The 17,383-nt window shown below is 60.2% G+C and carries 12 protein-coding genes; 7 read left to right on the forward strand and 5 right to left on the reverse strand.

The window, feature by feature from the left end:
• Window positions 1-63 precede the first annotated feature (63 nt).
• Window positions 64-498, reverse strand: a complete 435-nt coding sequence (locus NL241_RS00175) for a hypothetical protein (RefSeq protein WP_494396437.1) — start codon at window positions 496-498, stop codon at window positions 64-66.
• Between the two features lie 138 nt (window positions 499-636).
• Between NL241_RS00175 and NL241_RS00180 the strand changes: the two genes are divergently transcribed.
• From NL241_RS00180 to NL241_RS00195, 4 genes are read left to right on the forward strand one after another with little or no spacing between them, the layout of a single operon-like run.
• Window positions 637-2,373, forward strand: a complete 1,737-nt coding sequence (locus tag NL241_RS00180) for a type I restriction-modification system subunit M (protein WP_494396438.1) — start codon at window positions 637-639, stop codon at window positions 2,371-2,373.
• On the forward strand, window positions 2,370-3,626 hold the full coding sequence (locus tag NL241_RS00185) for a restriction endonuclease subunit S (protein WP_494396439.1): 1,257 nt from the start codon (window positions 2,370-2,372) through the stop codon (window positions 3,624-3,626). Before NL241_RS00180 ends, NL241_RS00185 begins: the two co-directional genes overlap by 4 nt.
• 2 nt (window positions 3,627-3,628) lie before the next feature.
• On the forward strand, window positions 3,629-6,730 hold the full coding sequence (locus NL241_RS00190; protein WP_494396440.1) for a type I restriction endonuclease subunit R: 3,102 nt from the start codon (window positions 3,629-3,631) through the stop codon (window positions 6,728-6,730).
• On the forward strand, window positions 6,727-9,243 hold the full coding sequence (locus tag NL241_RS00195; protein ID WP_494396441.1) for an HsdM family class I SAM-dependent methyltransferase: 2,517 nt from the start codon (window positions 6,727-6,729) through the stop codon (window positions 9,241-9,243). Before NL241_RS00190 ends, NL241_RS00195 begins: the two co-directional genes overlap by 4 nt.
• A gap of 35 nt (window positions 9,244-9,278) precedes the next feature.
• On the opposite strand, the gene NL241_RS00200 is transcribed toward NL241_RS00195, so the two are convergent.
• The gene (locus NL241_RS00200) at window positions 9,279-10,355 is read right to left on the reverse strand and encodes an ImmA/IrrE family metallo-endopeptidase (RefSeq protein WP_494396442.1); all 1,077 of its coding nucleotides are present in this window, start codon (window positions 10,353-10,355) and stop codon (window positions 9,279-9,281) included.
• Window positions 10,342-10,647, reverse strand: a complete 306-nt coding sequence (locus tag NL241_RS00205) for a hypothetical protein (protein ID WP_494396443.1) — start codon at window positions 10,645-10,647, stop codon at window positions 10,342-10,344. Before NL241_RS00205 ends, NL241_RS00200 begins: the two co-directional genes overlap by 14 nt.
• A gap of 159 nt (window positions 10,648-10,806) precedes the next feature.
• Between NL241_RS00205 and NL241_RS00210 the strand changes: the two genes are divergently transcribed.
• The 3 genes from NL241_RS00210 to NL241_RS00220 all read left to right on the forward strand — a co-directional run bounded on the left by NL241_RS00210 (window position 10,807) and on the right by NL241_RS00220 (window position 13,150).
• Window positions 10,807-11,229, forward strand: coding sequence for a hypothetical protein (locus tag NL241_RS00210; protein WP_494396444.1), 423 nt, complete (start codon window positions 10,807-10,809; stop codon window positions 11,227-11,229).
• The gene (locus NL241_RS00215) at window positions 11,226-11,606 is read left to right on the forward strand and encodes a hypothetical protein (protein WP_494396445.1); all 381 of its coding nucleotides are present in this window, start codon (window positions 11,226-11,228) and stop codon (window positions 11,604-11,606) included. Before NL241_RS00210 ends, NL241_RS00215 begins: the two co-directional genes overlap by 4 nt.
• Before the next feature lie 65 nt (window positions 11,607-11,671).
• Entirely contained in the window at window positions 11,672-13,150 is a 1,479-nt protein-coding gene (locus NL241_RS00220; RefSeq protein ID WP_494396446.1) for a ThiF family adenylyltransferase, read from the forward strand.
• 25 nt (window positions 13,151-13,175) lie between these two features.
• On the opposite strand, the gene NL241_RS00225 is transcribed toward NL241_RS00220, so the two are convergent.
• The gene (locus tag NL241_RS00225) at window positions 13,176-15,308 is read right to left on the reverse strand and encodes a GmrSD restriction endonuclease domain-containing protein (RefSeq protein WP_494396447.1); all 2,133 of its coding nucleotides are present in this window, start codon (window positions 15,306-15,308) and stop codon (window positions 13,176-13,178) included.
• Between the two features lie 249 nt (window positions 15,309-15,557).
• Window positions 15,558-17,303, reverse strand: a complete 1,746-nt coding sequence (locus NL241_RS00230) for an AAA family ATPase (RefSeq protein WP_494396448.1) — start codon at window positions 17,301-17,303, stop codon at window positions 15,558-15,560.
• Window positions 17,304-17,383 lie beyond the last annotated feature (80 nt).

The following is a 17,383-nucleotide window of genomic DNA, read 5'->3' on the forward strand; positions in this document are numbered from 1 at the left end:
ATGGGGACCTGGTTGACCAAATCCCCGAACTGCCCCAGTTGGTAACTGCGCGGGGCGTGTCAACTAACCGCTAAGTAGATTGCCGCCGGCGCCTCCCAAAGCGCCAATCGCGATCTGCGCCGCTGCAGTTCGAAGGCCTAACGCCACCTGTTTGATCTTGCTGCGATCTTCGGGCACACGGTCAACGTCTTCGCCAGCGGTCTCCAGTGCGCTGACCAAGCTTTCGAGGAGCGATTCTGGCGATGGCCATTGCCCTGCAACACGCAGAGCCTTACTCGTGGGCTTGCCGACCCACAGGATGTCGCCGTTAGCGGTCTCTTGGCCTTTGGCGAAGAACGGCTCAGTACTAAGGGCTCGCAGAGCACGCTGCGCGGTCTCGGCATCGACTCCAGCGATAACGGCGATGTCGTCCGCTTCCATTGGATCTCCATTCTGTTCGAAGACTTCCACCGCAGCCTTCAATACCGGTAGGTCCCGCTCCAACCATGTGTCCCGCATACACCGGAGTATCCAGGAGCGCACCGATAAGGAGTCAGGGGAAAGCGAACGGCCGTTGATCACATAAGCGAAGATGCTGAGGACCGTTCCAAGCGTTACTCCGTATCGGCAGTTCGACACATTTGGGGGAATCCGCACTTGAGCAAGCTGGGCAATTTTGTGTGGGGTATCGCCGATCAGCTGCGCGGGGTTTACAAGCCCCACCAGTACGGCGGGGTGATTCTGCCGTTCACGATCCTGCGGCGCCTGGACTGCATCCTCGAACCCACCCGCGACGAGGTGCGGGTGCTCGCGGAGAAGTACGCCGGCGGTGCCCTGGACGTACAGGTGAAGCGAAAGACCGGGCTCGGTTTCTACAACACCAGTCCATTCGACTTCAAGCTGCTTCTTGAGGATCCTGAGGGGCTGCGCGCGAACCTGGTTGACTACATCACCGGCTTCTCGGCCAACATCGATGTCTTCGAGCGGTTCAAGTTCGAGAACGAGCTGGCAACTTTGGACGAGAAGAGCCGGCTCTACCTGGTGACCTCTCAGTTCGCCGAGGTGGACCTGCACCCCGACCTGGTGTCCAACGCCGAGATGGGTGATCTGTTCGAGCACCTGATCTACAAGTTCGCCGAGGCCTCCAACGAGGAGGCCGGCGAGCATTACACCCCCCGCGATGCGATCCGACTGATGGTGGACCTGCTGTTCGCCGAGGACAACGCGGCACTGCTGGAACCCGGCACCGTGCGCACCATCTACGACCCGACCGCCGGCACCGGCGGCATGCTGTCCGTCGCCGAGGAACGACTCCTGGAACGCAATCCCGATGCACGGCTGCGGCTGTACGGCCAGGAGATCAACGACCAGTCGTATGCGATCTGCAAGTCCGACATGATCGCCAAGGGCCAGGATGCCGGAAACATCCGCCTCGGCGACACTCTTGCCGACGACCTGTTCTTCGACCGCACCTTCGACTTCTGTATGTCAAACCCGCCGTACGGGGTGGACTGGAAGGCGTCCAAGGATGCTGTTGAGAAGGAAGCTCTCGGGCAGAACTCGCGCTTCTCGCACGGCCTTCCGTCGATCGGAGACGGGCAGATGCTGTTCCTTTGCCACCTGGCATCCAAGATGCGGCCCGCTTATGACGGCGGCGGCCGCGCCGGAATCGTCCTCAACGGCTCGCCGTTGTTCAGTGGCGCTGCCGAATCCGGACCCTCGAAGATCCGGCAGTGGCTTCTCGAGTCCGATCTCGTGGAGGCGATCATTGCGCTGCCGACAAACATGTTCTTCAACACCGGCATCGCCACCTACATTTGGATCCTCGACAACACCAAACGTCCCGAGCGTCAGGGGAAAATCCAGCTGATCGACGCGACGTCGTTCTGGACGAAGATGAGGAAGAGTCTCGGCGCGAAGAGTCGTGAACTCGACGAAGCTGCCCGGAACAAGATCGTGGCGCTGTACGACGCGTTCGATGAGGCGGACCATAACTATTCGAAAGTGTTCACCGCCAACGACTTCGGCTATTGGACGGTCACCGTCGAGCGCCCACTGCTCGACGAGGTAGGCAAACCCGTCACCGACCGCAAGGGAAAGTCGAAGGCAGACCCGAAGAAGCGTGACACCGAAAATGTGCCATTCGCTTACGGGGGAAACACGGACGGCGAGGTAGATCAGGCAGCGACCATCAAGGAGTATTTCGCTGCCGAGGTCCTGCCGCACGTTCCCGACGCGTGGATCGACACCGCAAAGACCAAGGTGGGCTACGAGATTCCGTTCACCCGGCACTTCTACAAGTACATCCCACCCCGGCCACTCGCCGAGATCGACGCCGAGGTTGAGAAGCAGGTCGCCAAGATCATGGAGCTGCTACGGGAGGTGGAGGGGTGACATCGCCACTGGCTGTCACCGATCGCTGGCTCGTGGGTCAGATCAAGAATGTCGCCGAGGTGACCCTTGGCAAAATGTTGCAGTCGAACGACTCCGGTGATGACGTGTTGGCCAACTACATGCGCGCGGCGAACGTGCAGCCCGATGGAGTCTTGATGCTGGAGCCGAAGCAAATGTGGTTCCGGAGAAGCGAACTGAACGATCTGACTCTTCGCCGCGGTGATGTGGTAGTAGTCGAGGGCGGAGTCGGTGGTTACGGGCGCGCCGCCTACCTTAGCCAGGGGCTTGACGGGTGGGGTTTCCAGAACTCAATAAACCGGCTGCGTCCACGGGGTGACTCGGACGGCCGGTTTATCGCCTATTACCTGATCGCACTTCGCGCATCGGGCTTCATCGAGCGCTATTGCAATGTTGTGTCGATGCCCCACCTAACGGCCGAGAAGCTGGCAGCTGTGCCCATCCCGATACCGGACGGATGGGAGCAGCACGCCATCGCCAACTTCCTCGACCGGGAGACGGCCCGGATCGACAGGCTCATCGCCGAACAGCGGCGCCTGATCGAGATGCTGCAGGGCCGTCGCACCGACGTGATCCGCAACGCCGTGCTCGGCGGGATCAATCCGTTGGACCCGCGGCCGGAGGAACGCCTAACGGCCATAGGTCGTCACTTCTCGGTCACACTGGGGAAAATGCTCGATGCGGGCAGAAACGTGCGAGACGGTGACGAGTGCCTGCCTTACGTCCGCGCAGGCAACATTCAAGATGCGGGCCTGCGTCTAGACGACGTAAAGATGATGCCGTATTCGACACAGGAGGCAACGGAGCTGAACCTTCTGGCTGGAGACCTTCTCGTCGCTGAAGGCGGAGCAGTCGGTACCAATGTTGTGTTGACCGATGACATGCCTGGCTGGTCCTTTCAGAAGACCGTGAATCGACTTCGACCACACAGCAGGAGTTCCTCAGCCTGGCTCGGCTACGTCATTCGGACTTACCGCGACATGGGAGTCATAGACATCGTCTGCAACAAGTCAACGATCTCTCACTTGACTGCTGAAAAACTCCGCGCGCTACGCGTTCCCGTTTGCGACCCAGACGAGCAACACCGCATCGTTGCATACCTCGATGAACAGACTGCCAAGATCGATCGCCTGATCGTCGAAACCGAGCAGTTCATCGAGCTGTCGCGGGAACGTCGTGCCGCTTTGATCACCGCAGCGGTCACCGGTCAACTCGACCTTCACAAGGCGGCCTGACTATGGCGCAGCACAACGAGATCGAGTTCGAGAAGGAGCTGGCCGAGCACCTCGCCGCGCACGGCTGGTTGTACTCGCCGAGCGACACCGGCTACGACCGCGAACGTGCTCTGTTCCCCGAGGACGTGCTGGGCTGGCTGGCCGATACCCAGCCCGAGCAGTTGGCGAAGGTTGTCAAGCCCGGCGGCAACATAGTCAAGGAGCAGGAACAGCTGCTAGACCGGCTGGTGAAAGTCCTTGACACCCCGATGGACAACGGTGGCGGCACCCTGAATCTTCTGCGCAAGGGGTTCTCGCACCTGTCGGCGAAGTTCCAGATGTGCGTGTTCAAACCGGAGTCGACGCTCAACGAGAAGCGCAACGCCGACTACGCGGCGGTGCGGGTGCGGGTGATGCGGCAGGTGCACTTCTCTACGGCTGATCAGCGCAGCGTGGATCTGGTGTTCTTCGCTAACGGTCTGCCGGTCGCGACCGTCGAACTGAAAACAGACTTCACCCAGACTGTCTTCGACGCGATCACCCAGTACAAGACCTCGCGCCTGCCGAAGGATCCCGCCACCGGGGCGGCCCAGCCGCTGTTCGCCTCCGGTGCCCGCGCCTTGGTGCATTTCGCGGTGTCCAACGACGAAGTGTGGATGACCACCAAGCTCGCGGGTGACAAGACGCACTTCCTACCGTTCAACCGCGGAACCGAAGAGGGCGGGGCCGGGAACCCACTCAACCCCAACGGGTCCCGTACGGCGTATCTTTGGGAGCGGGTTCTGCAGCGGGATGCCTGGCTGAACATTCTCGGCCGACTGATGTACATCAAGCACGAGTCCTCTACCGACCCGATCAGCGGCAAGAGCACCAAATCGTCGTCGCTGCGGTTCCCGCGGTTTCACCAGTGGGAAGCCGTCACCGAACTCACCACCGCGGTCACCGCCGAAGGTGTCGGGAAGCGGTATCTGATCCAGCACTCGGCCGGGTCGGGCAAGACCGATTCCATCGCCTGGGCAGCGCACCGGATGGCGCGCCTGCAGGTCAATAACCAGAAGGTGTTCGATTCTGTCATCGTCGTCACTGACCGCAACGTGCTGGATGCCCAGTTGCAGGACGCGATCAAGCAGATCGACAACGACCAGGGTATCGTCGTCGCTATCGACCGCGCTGAGGGGGCGAAATCGGGCGCCTTGGCCAAGGCACTGATCGACGGCAAGCTGATCATCGTCGTCACCATCCAAACATTCCCGTTCGCGATGGACGAGATCCGAAAGAACAAGGGCCTCAAGGGCAAGACGTTCGCGGTCATCGCCGACGAGGCCCACTCCTCGCAATCCGGACAGGTTGCCTCAAAGCTCAAAGCCGTGCTGACCGCCGAAGAAATCGACGAGATCAACAACGGCGGGGAAATCGACGTCGAAGCTGTTCTCGCTGCCGAGGCCACCGAACGCGCGGAGTCCGCCAACATCTCGTACTTCGCGTTCACCGCCACCCCGAAAGCCAAGACCCTGGAACTATTCGGGTGCAGGCCGACTCCGAACGAGGCTCCGGTGCCGTTCCACGTCTACACGATGAAGCAGGCCATCGAGGAGGGCTACATCCTCGATGTCCTCACCGGCTACCACTCGTTCAAGCTCGCGTTCCAGATCGGGCAGAACGCCGGCGGCGGTGACGAAGTGGACCAGGCCCAGGCCACCAAAGAGGTAATGCGCTGGGTCAAACTCAACCCGCAGACCATCGCCCAGAAATCGGCGATCATCGTCGAACACTTCCGTGAAAACGTCGCCGCCCTGCTCGACGGGCACGCCAAGGCCATGGTCGTCACCGACTCGCGCAAGGCGGCGGTGCGGTACAAGCGCGCGATCGACAAGTTCATCGCCGAAAAGGGATACGGCTATGGCACATTGGTCGCATTCTCCGGAACCGTCCACGATCCCGAGTCCGGACCCGACGACTTTACCGAAAACAACATGAACCCCGGCGTCCGGGATCTGCGCACCGCGTTCAAGGGCGATCAGTACAAGATCATGATCGTCGCCAACAAATTCCAGACCGGGTTCGACCAACCGCTGCTGTGTGCCATGTACGTCGACCGGATCCTCGCCGGCGTCACAACAGTTCAGACCCTGTCTCGGCTCAACCGCACCTACCGCACTCCCTCAGGTGTGCAGAAGACCGCGGCGATGACCCAGGTCGTCGACTTCGTCAACGAACCCGAGGAGATCCGCAAAGCGTTCGAGCCCTACTACACCGATGCGTTCCTGGAAACCGAGACCGACCCCAACCTGGTCCACGACCTCGCCGCGAAACTCGACACATCCGCCATCTACACCCAAGCCGAGATCGACCAGTGCGCTGAGGCTTACGTCAAGAGCAAGGGCAACAACGCGCTCGCCGCGGCGATCGACCCCGGCAAGAAACGGTTCGCCGAGCGCTACCAGGCTGCGCTGATTCACAACGGCGGCGAAGGCGACAAGGCGGCGCTGGCCGAACTGGACATGTTCCGCAAGGACGTCGGCTCGTTCGTGCGCCTCTATGACTTCATGTCGCAGATCATCGATTACGGTGACCCGGCGCTGGAGAAGAAACAAATCTACCTGCGGAACCTGGAGCGGGTCATCCAGCCCGACAACTACACCGCGCCGATCGACCTGTCCGACGTCGTGCTGAAGAAGGTCAAGCAGGTCGACCGGGGGCGCATCGACATCGGCCTCGGCATGCGAGTCGGGCTGTCCGGCATGACCGCAGCCGGCTCCGGTGAGAAGCGCGACCCGAAGATGGTCGCCTTCCAACAGGTCCTCGACCGGCTCAACGAACTGTTCGGATCCGAGGAGTTCACGGAGTCGCAGAAAGTGTCGTTCCTCGAAGCACTACTGCGGACACTCCTCAACGACGCCTCGCTAGTGCAGCAGGCCAAGGTAAACACCCCCAAGCAGTTCGTCGAATCACCCGATTTCGATGACGCCGTCACCGGTGCGGTCGCTGACAATCAAGGCGCACACGAGAAGATGAGCGACTATTTCTTCACCAACGCGCCTGGGCGGTCGCACCTGATCTCGGATATCGCTAAGTGGTTCTATCAAGTCGTCGTGGACCAGGATGACAAGGTGGGGCTGGCTTGAGGAATCCGCACCCCGCCCTTCAGGGCATTTTTGAAGGGCCCAAGATTGCATCAGATTCCGAGTGCGATCGTGACTCATTGCGCTCGGAGCAGACGACCAGTTTGTCGTTGGCACAGGCACTCGCGGTGGGGTGTCTCAGCCGGTTGAACTCAAACATCACCTCTGTCAACATCTGGGATCCGGCAGCGGGATCCGGGTTCGCGGGTTTCCTGCTCGCCAATGCGCTTCAATCGGCCGGAATGCAGGTCCGATACCGAGGTCAAGACATGCACCCGGACTCGGTGCTTGCCGGCAGACGGCGCTTCGAAGCCCTCCCTGATGCTGAACTCGCCGCCGGAGACACCCTCGCGAACGACCTATTCGAGGGTTTCGAGGCCGATCTGGTGATCGTAGATGCGCCGTGGGGCATGAGCTGGGCGAACGTAGCTGTGGCTGTGGAATCGCGCCGAAACTCGGGCGCGTTCGGCTTCGGATTACCGCAACAGTCCGACAGCACTTGGCTCTTCATCTCTTTGGCGTTGGAGAAATTGCGGTCGGCCGAACAGGGCGGCGGGCGCGTCGCGGCTCTGGTCGCTCCCAGCGCGTTAAGCGCAGGAGGGGCCACCGGAGCCGTTCGACAGAGGATCGTCGATGCAGGGCTGCTTGAGTCAATCACACGGCTGCCTGAGGGGCTAGCACCGAACACGGCCATCACTCTGTACCTCCTGACCTTCACGAACAGCACCGACAGAGCTGGACGAGGTATGGCTGCGATCGCTGACCTGCAGACGCAGTTCTTCATGACGGAGCGTCGCCACCGCTCGATGCCAGTGTCGGCATTCGACGAACTCGAATTTGTCCTCCGGACCCGAAGGCCGGGACCCCGGAATCGCACCATCCGGGTGGAACAGCTCATTCGCAGGGAAGCCTTGCTCTCACGACACTGCCGCGAGGACCACCCACTCACATGGCGTCTCACGACGTATAACAACACAGCGATCGACGGGCAGTTTCTGGAATCTCGCTACGGGGCGGACTCGGGCATTTCCATCGACACGGCACCGAGCAGCATCATCGATCTCGACCCCAGCCCATTCTTCGGGGATGATTCACGCGATCTCCTGAAGGACTTGAAGGTAAAGGGGTGGACCAGCAGGCGTCTGAGCCAACTCCTCATCGCGGAGCCCGTAGCAGTCAGGGCCTCCACCGCTGCCGATGCAGGATCGGTCTTCATTCCAACGACTCACAACGCCATGGTCTCCACGGACGCAGCTAGTACGGGGACCTCCGGCCGGGTGCTCTCAGTACGTTTGGACGCTGACCTGGTTGTTCCGAGTTTCATTGCGGCATGGCTGAATTCAGAGCAAGGTGTCTCTAGTCGGCTCCATGCGATTGAAGCGAGTAGTTCTGGAACCCACCCGAAGGCGCTGAGGTCCGACCCAAGATCGTTAATGCGTTGGGCCGACGAGCTCATTGTCCCCGTGCCGGCGCGCAGTACCCAGGTCGCACTAGCGTCGGCGGACGAGAAGCTCGGCTCCTATCACGCTGAGCTGAGCCGTCGACGAGAGAGCATCTGGGTAACCCCCGAAAGCGCTGCCGACGTGGTGAACAGAATCGCGAGCGCTTTCGAGGAGACGCTGAACACTTGGCTTGACCAGTTGCCTTTTCCAATCGCTTCGGCGCTTTGGACTGCCGAAACGGCCAATTCACCGGGCGAACAGCAGCGTGCGTACCTGCACGCGTGGGAAGCTATCGTCGCTTTCCACGCCACGGTGCTTCTTTCGGCGATCCGCTGCGATCCGGTCGGCAGCAGGGATGTGGAAGCTTCGATCGCCCAGACGCTGCGAGAACAACATTTGGGCATTGAGCGGGCCTCGTTCGGAACCTGGGTCGTCATCGTCGAGAAAACGTCGAAACACCTTCGCGACTCGCTCGAGCGAAACGACCCCGACGACGTTGCCCGCGTCCGCAACGCGTTCGGCGACCTCAGTCAGACGGGGATCGAGAGGCTAGTATCCAAAGAAGTCGTGAAGAAGTTCAAAGAGCTGAACAGCAAGCGGAATCGGTGGAGCGGACACGCGGGCTACACGTCCGACGACGAATGGCGAGCGCAAGTCGCGTCCCTCATCGCGGATCTCACCGACCTTCGGCAACTCCTCGGGAACGTGTGGACGCAGCTCCTTCTCGTCCGTGCAGGCAGCGCTGACCGCACAGACGATGGGTACGTGCAGAAGGCAGAGGTCGCGGTTGGCACCCGTTCGCCGTTCCGAGCGCAGAACTTTATCGTGGGCGAGCCAATGGTCAAGGGCGCGCTATATCTGTCGAGAGACGAGTCGCAGTCACCACTGCGACTCGGACAGTTTGTCCAACTTCGCGCGGCTCCACGCGACGCTAAGTACACGACCTACTTCTATAACCGGACAGAAGGCGACCATGTCCGCTTAGTGAGCTACCAGCAAGGGCCGGAAAGTGAAGTGCAAACAGACGTGGCGAGCTTCCGCGCGGAATTTGGATCGCTCGCGTCTAAGGGATGAGCTTCGTTGGCAGTTTGTATCGCTTCTAAGTAGGGTTAAGCGTCGTCGACGATTCTGAGAGTCCTCTTCAGTTTGTGGCCTAAATTGTAGCCCCAGATTTTGTCGTGGTGCATCCGTCCGACGACGATTCCGGGCGCAATGCCGATATCGGTCGCGAATCTCTTTACCTGCGCATCTGTCTTCAACCAGCGCAGTTCGGGAGCCTTTTCAGGTGGAATAAGGAAGTCTCTCGCAAATTTGTTAGCCTCATCTTCAAGGGCGTCATCCTCGGATCCGTCGTCAATGAAGGTCTCTTTTTTTGAATGTAGGAGTACGTGTGCTGCTTCGTGAAAGAAAGTGAACCAAAAATGGTCGTCTTTCTTAAATCGATCGCTGAGCGCAATGACTGCCCGGTTTGGCGCAGCCCACCACGTGGCTCCGTGCATCCGACAACCTTTAACTTCTGGAACGAATACGACGACAACGCCAGCTGACGCGCATATTTCGACAAGATCGTTAGGATCTCCGGCGAGTGTCAAGGAACGCACGGCCCGCAGAGCCTTGCGGAACGCGGGTGCTGAGAAGTCGCTGGCTTCGACTGACCGCGCCGAGATCTGCGCGATTCGAAGCCAAGCAATGACGGCACCGGATTGGCTGCTAAACGCCTGTGAGCGGCGAAATGACGCGACAGGTCCACGCCATATCCGATGAAATGCGTCAACGTTTGCGACGCCGAAAAACGTAAGTGCGGCATCGAAAAGGCGGCCGCGATCCGTTGTAGTTGGAAGAAATCTTCGTTTCTGCAGTTCGTTTATGGGGAGCGAAGACAGCCAGGCTTCGCCGTCTGCGTTCAGTTTCTGAGCCTCAGCTCGAAGAATTCCTTCGCGGTAGTCGGATTCGCGCCGATTCCAGAATCGTGCTGGCATTCCAGTAATGCGTTCAAGTGCCAGTGCCGTCTCAGGTGTGATAGGAGCGAGGCCTTGCATGATCTGGTTCACATGCTTGGTCGAGAACCCTGCTCGCACTGCCAATTCCGATTGGGACAGATTCAGTTCTGCCAGGCGGTCTCGGAGAGTGTCCCCAGGGGGACTGATGTAATCAGGACTGAAGGGATGGCTCTTAGTTGTGCTCATGGCGGTCACTCCCGTGTACTTCGAGACTAGTGATCAGTATGTGGTCATCTGCACCTGGGTGAGTCGTCACGATGCCTCTGATCGAAAACTCGTTGGAGAAGTTGATCGCGGCGACACCGTCATCGACCGGACCGAGCCGGGTACCGGGGATCACGTTGATCGATACCGCTGTGATGGCAGAAAGATCGAGCAGGCGCCGGCCGATCCTTGCGGCCAGGGTGGGACCCCATCGGTCCGTTAGGGCTGCTTCTGAGTTGCACAGCAAGGCCAGCTCGGCGCTGGCGAAGCTCACCAACATTGACTCAAGATCATTTTGATGTACCTTTGAGGTGTAGCAGTTCCCATATACCGTGTAGGTATATGGGAATCGTACAACCTCGGTTGGCTGGCGTGGGTGAGGCGCACGTCGGTTGATCGGTGGCAACTGCCCTACCAACAGAGGAGCAAGGAAATGACCGCGCTGCAGATCAGCATCGACGACAACGAATACTGGACTAACGATGACGACCAGGATGCCGCGTCTCTGCTCCGCATTGCCGGTCGTGACCCTAAGAGCTATGACCTGTTTGTCATCGATAAGCATGGCGTCGAGACGCGTATCAAAGACAAGCAAATCATCGACCTGCGGAACAACCAGTCGTTCCGCAGTCGACGCAGGGTCCACTTCAGCGTCGATGGCCAGCAGTTCAACAGCTGGGACGACGACCAGACCGCCGCCGCGCTGCTACGGCTAGCTGGTGTCGATCCGACCGGCTACGACCTGGCCCGCGTCAACGGAGCCACCGGACCCGAGACCTTCACGGGTGATCAACTGATCAAGATCATCGACGGCGACGAATTCGTCACCGCGAAGCGTGCAGGTCCCGTCGCATGACCGACCTACCGCCGCCCGGCACGCCGGCTCGCCGCTTCGCCGACGACTTCAGCGCCGCGGGAGTACCGGTACGGGCTGAGCCCGGGCGTTTGATGTATGAGGTCCTCGCGGTCGGCGGTGCACTCGCAGGCCAAATGGTGCCGACGGGTGTGAGCCTGGCCGAGGTGCAGAATTGGCCACAGGTGCCCCCGCACTGGGTGCACCTTCCTGCCGACATCGTGTTCGAAACAACGAACACCGATGCCACTGACTGTCCGCCCGGGTGGCTACGGCACTCGCGAGAGTTCGCATTCACCGACATGTCGGTACCACCGGCGATGGCATGGGTGCGCCACGTGAGAGGGCTGCTGTCCCTCGCAATCGCGCCCGCGGCCTAGCGCTGACACCACGACCAGGACACCTTCGACCTGCAGGGGCAGAAGTGACGCGGTACTCGGTTTCCATGACCGGTGAAACACACGCTGCGATGTGTCAGCACCTGCTCCGACCCGACGGGCAAGAAGACGTCCTCGCTGCCACCTATGCGTGGTCAACGGGGGTACAGCGAAAGACCGCAGTGCTCAGGCGTCCGATCTTCCCGCAAGACGGGGAGCGGCTACTCCACGGAACCGCCTCATTCACCAGCACCTACGTGCTGCGCGCGGCTGCCGAGGCCCGCGCGCGAGGCGAGGGCCTGGTCTTGCTGCACTCACACCCACGAAGCAGCGGTTGGCAGGACCTCAGTCATCTTGATCGCGACACCGAATCCGACTACGAGCGTGTGGCGCGCGCATACACGAAGATGCCGTTGCTTGGTATGACGCTGGCTGGCCACGACGAGAGCTGGTCGGCACGGTTCTGGTGGGATGGCAGCCGCTCACACTGGGTTGAGTCCGTGCGGTGCGTCTCCGACAAGCTCATCGTCACTTGGAATGATGATCAGCGTCGAGCCCCGCGACCAACTCGCTCGCAGGAGCGCACCATCTCAGCGTGGGGTGAACCCATGCAGGCGTCGATTGCCCGCTTGCGAGTTCTGGTCGTCGGAGTAGGGAGCGTCGGCATTGACGTTGCCCAGCGACTGGCGGCGACCGGCCTCCTCGACGTCGGTGTGATGGACTTCGACGGCGTCGAGCATAAGAACCTAGACCGAATGATCGGCGCGACGAGACTCGACGCCGCCCTCGGGCGCGCCAAAGTCGATGTCGCTGAGCGACTGATGGTCGCAGCAGCCACAGCTGGAGAGTTCAAACCGGCCATGCATGAGACCAGCATCAGCGACCCTGACGGGCTGCAAGCGGCGCTGGACTACGACGTGATCTTCTCCTGTGTAGACAGACCCTGGCCGAGGGCAGTGCTGAACCTAATGGCTTACACCGATCTCATCCCTGTCATCGACGGCGGTATCGCGATCGACACCTTCCGGGATGGCCGGCTCCGAAGCGCGATCTGGCGCGCCCACACGCTCGTGCCGACTCGTCCCTGCATGGTCTGTTTAGGGCAACTCGACCTCGGCGAGGTCAGTCGTGACATGCAGGGCCTCCTCGACGACCCCGTTTACATTGCCCGCGCCGGCAAAGAGCCACCTGCAGGCCAGAACGTCGGGGTCCTGTCAGCGAGCGTCAGCGCTGCCCTGCTGGCCCAGTTCGTAAGCCTGGTAGCCCACCCCGGGAATCGCGGTGTCCCAGCTCCACTGCGGTACATGCTCGCCCCGCACCACCTCGAGCACTCCACTGCAACAACCGGTGAGCACTGCACGTACGAAGCAGAGACTACGTCCGCAGACCGTCGACCAAATCTAACTAAAGCTCAGCACGGTTGGCGCTACACCGTCACCGAGCGTAACCGGCACAGGGCACCGCTTCGGCTACGAATGATTGAGCTGGCAAATAGCCGACTTCACAGTTGGGCCGAGTCCGTCTACGGGAACGTGAAACGCCGTTAACAGCAGATTCATTGGTTGCAAACAGTCACTGAAGTCCGAGCGTTTGGCGGAACCACATACACGCGGCTTCGCCCTCCCGGAGGATGATTCCCGTCAACGATCGACTGTGGCGGATGGCATTTCGCATCTCTGCTAGTTGGCCGCATCGGATGTTGAGAATCTCTTTGGAGCCAAAAGTAGGTTCGAAGTACCCCCACAGCGGCTTGCTAGTGATGATGTCCTGAAGATCCCGAAAGTCGCTGTACTTAAGGCGACCAGCCAGGGTGTTTAGCTCGTCGCGCGCACTGGGGCACTTTCGAATCGCGTTGCGGGCATGGGTTTGGAGTTTGTCGGCCACGTGGCCAGGAAGGTCGTCGAGTCCATTGGGCAATGCGGCACCGACTTGTTCACGCAGTGCTAGTTCGATCTGTTCGATCTGGTCATTGAGGTCACGTGCGAATGGGTCCGAACCCGACGCTGTTTGGCTCGGGCCGTCGACTTGCAGAAACTGATTGAGGCGGTCAGCGAGCGTCTCTCTGCGGATAGTCAGAAATTCTTCGTACTTGCTGAGGTTGAAGAGAGACTCGTCGGTTGGGACGCATTGTGTTTCAAGTGCCACCAGGCCGCCACGGGCGATCAGTTCGGGGAGGTAGATACCGGGATCTTGGTTGTGGATCTTTCGGTTGGAGCGGCCGGCGATGAACGCGAGGTTGGCGATGTCGTCGATTGTCCGGGTGGCATGGGTGCCCTTGAGAAGCGACCTTGGAAAGATGTGGTGGAACTGCAGAGAGTCCTGCGCTCCTGAGTGGTCGAGGGAAATCATCAAGTCGGAGAACCAATCTCGTGCCCCAGCCTGTTTAAAGGCAAGGTACATTGTTTTGAACAGTGAACTTCCAGCGCCGAGACCACGCATTTCGAGCGGGGTGATGTCGAGGCGACCTACCTGCAGCCTCAACCGGTCGATAAGGTCCTCAGGGCCGAGACCTTCTCGTATCAATGCGAGGTCCTGGTCGAGGAGTGTCTCACTAGACCCGCGGGAGTAGCGGCCCTTGGCATTAGCCAACAAGATCCATCTGCGCAGCCCTGCTGAATCGTCAGCCGACAGTTGGTAGTCATGTGCCGAGCAGAAGTACGCGACTGCAACAAGGATGGAAGGCGAGGCCAGTAACGCCGAACTCTCGATGCCGGCGTTAGTGCGTACGAAGTTCATCGCGAACTCCATCCCGCGCTTGCTGTCATCCCAGGACTTCCGTAATGCCTGCTCGGATAGCCGCCCGACGGCTTGGAACCGACACTGCCCTGTCGCAAAAGCGACCATGTTCCTCAGATGGATCGAGCGGTCGAACCCCATAGCAGCGAGGTGGCACTGTTCGGTGAAGTCGTCGAATACTTTAAGGGACCCCTTCCACTTGGAGGTGATCTGCGCAAGGGCCAGGTCGGAGCTGCGCAGTTTGGCGCCAAGTGAATTCACTCGAACGAAGATCTCGGTGACCTCTTCGTAGCGCATCGTCCGGGGAAGAACGTCCATCCGATACATGTACTTGCGGATGCCTCGCAGCTTGGCCAGCCGCTGACTGTATTTCGTGTAGCGAGGGTCCGCGAAGTTCTCGATGCCCGCGGCGGTAAGGAAGGGAGCATCCTCGTTGGTACGGAACACTTCTGATACCCGCACCCATTGCGGCAAGCTCTCTATCTGCCTTGTTCCAACGACGAACGTCATCCGGTTGATCCTGCGTTGAAGCTCGGCTGTCGAAGCGTCGGTCTCGTTGTCAGCCACTTCGTCGTCGGCGGACTGTTCGTTGACCTCCGTCACGATGATCTCGTCGGGGTGATCAAGGTTGAACAGGATCTCTACGGGTGTCTTGCGGCCGCGGACCGTCAGGGGTTCGCCTCTGATGACAGCTGACAACGACGTCAAACGTTGCTGTCCGTCAAGCAGTAAGCGCAGCGACGAGTAAGGGCTGTTCTGCTGTTCGATCGCGAAGGCCTGCAGGGGCACGTCTTCCTCTGTCTCCCAGAGAAGGATGGCGCCCGACGGATAGTCCCGATAGAGAGAATCCAACAGGTCTCGTATACGCGGGGCCTTCCAGACATACTGGCGCTGCATCTCCGGTAGTCGGAGTTCACCGCGTTCGATCATCCCGACGAGCTCTTCGACAGTGGCCTCTGACCTAGCCAATTTTTCCTCCCGCGTTCCTTCGGGACCTCAACCTGGTGACTTCCCTTGGGCCCAAACACCACGAATGTACGACCCCACGGTAAAGAATGGAGAGGGCAGGAGAGCCGTATCGGCGGGGAGAGCCACCCCTCAGCGGGTCTTCGCGAAGAGGGGAGGGAAGCTCTAGCTAGGTGCGCACGGTTCGGCGAGGCCAGAACCGCCAGACGCGACCGTGCACGAACTAACCATCGGGCATCGGGCGGACGAGCATCAAGCCTTAACTTTGACTTGCGTTAGTTCGGTTTCGCCGCAGCTGCAACGCAAAACGCCTTGCCCGGCAAGCTGAACCCACCCGGTACAGGCGCTGCACCATGTGTGGCCGAACAGGTCGAGGACGGCAGTCGCGAACCGATTGGCCTCGCTAAGCGTTACGGTCTGAGCCCACTCGTTGTGATGCGCGCCCACTAGGTTCCGGAGATGACGGTGGCCCTCAGCTTGTTGAATGGATGGTGCGGCTGACGAGTTCCGGAGTGCCGATTTAACACCGGGCCACAGATCCTCAAGTGTGTAGCGGTCGTCGCGGCGCCGTTGGACACGGACGGGAATCGTCCAGCTAAGTACGTCGCAGATCTGTTCAAGGAGTCGTCCGGCTAATGCGCATATGGCGGCGGGGTCCCGTGTGTTCGCCACCGTTCGTAGTGCGGCACTGGGATCACGGAGCGGCTGACTCACGTGTGAACCTGCGTCGAAGGTCCAGCCGTGTAGTTCGATGGCTACAAGCGGCATCCCGGCGTCTTGAAAGAGCTTTTGTAGCTGTTCCCGCCACAGTCGATCATGGACGGTGACGATGAGTTGCCACTCCTTGAATTCGCGCAGAATGAACTGCATCAACGCGACGCGGATATGGGCATCCACGCTTTGCAGGACGTCGTCGAGGACCAGGACACGTACTTGCCCGTGCGTTGTTGTCACCCGTGCCGTCGCGAGAAAGAACAGCATTGCCAGGAGATCCTGGTAGCCCTCACTAAGTATCCGCTCACCGAACGACGCCCCATTCACGGTATCAATGCGGATATCGAGAGCTGACACGCTCGAAATCCCTAGGTCGATGCGGATCCTCTCAACGTGTGAGGAACCCGTGATCTCGCGAAATGCGTCCGTTAGCCAGTCGTCGATATTGACCAGAGTCTGCTTGAGTTCAGAGATACGGCGAGGCGCACTGGCTTCGGCCAAGCGTTGCGCCTTGCCGCGCGCCTTACGCACTTCGCTGGCCTGCTCCTGATACTCCTCGATTCGGGTCACTGCCGACTCAAGATGGCGTGGGATGCGGATTCTGTGCCGCTGTTTTCGGGCTACGCCCTTGTAGAGGTCCTCGACCATTGCAGCGACCTGTTCCAGATCGTATGGATGGGGGCGGCCAAGGTGGTCGGCGATAGGAATCGCGGCGTCGCGGATCTGGCGCTTCAAGTCGAGGAGTTCTTGGTCTAGGTAGGCGACTTCAACGGTCGGTGCAGGGCTTGGAGTTGCGTTGTTTCCGGGTGCACCGAGCGCGTAGTCACGAAAGACTCGGCCCCGCGCTGACGGTGGGTTGGTGATGAACGAAAGCACGTCGGCGCGGGTAAGCACCAGGGGGGACCGCGTGAACGCAGGGAGCGGCTGTGAGCCCTTGAGATGAAACGCTTCATTCTCCGTATCCCAGGTTGCCTGACGCCGCAGTTCGGTGCCGTCGGACAACATGACGGCAGCCCACCCATCGCAAGAGTCTTTGTTCGACACGTTGAGCAGGCTGGAACGCGGCGCGCGCTTGGGGACGGAAGAGCGGTTGATCCGGTCTTGCGTGGCCCACTCTATGGCCTTGGCGACGGAAGATTTTCCCGAGCCGTTCTCGCCGAAGATGATGGCTGAAACTGGGCGATCGGACCGAATAGGAACGAATGACACGTCCAGCTGGTCCGGTACTCCAAAAAGCCGAGAAACTCTGACACCGGCAATCCGCAGCTCGTCCGATACGGTCACCGGTGAACGGTACCTTTTACGGAAGAACACGCCGCCTGGTGGACGCGATGAGAGGGAATGGCACCAAGCCCCCGCAAGCG

This window comes from Mycolicibacterium sp. SMGY-1XX, from assembly GCF_059132455.1.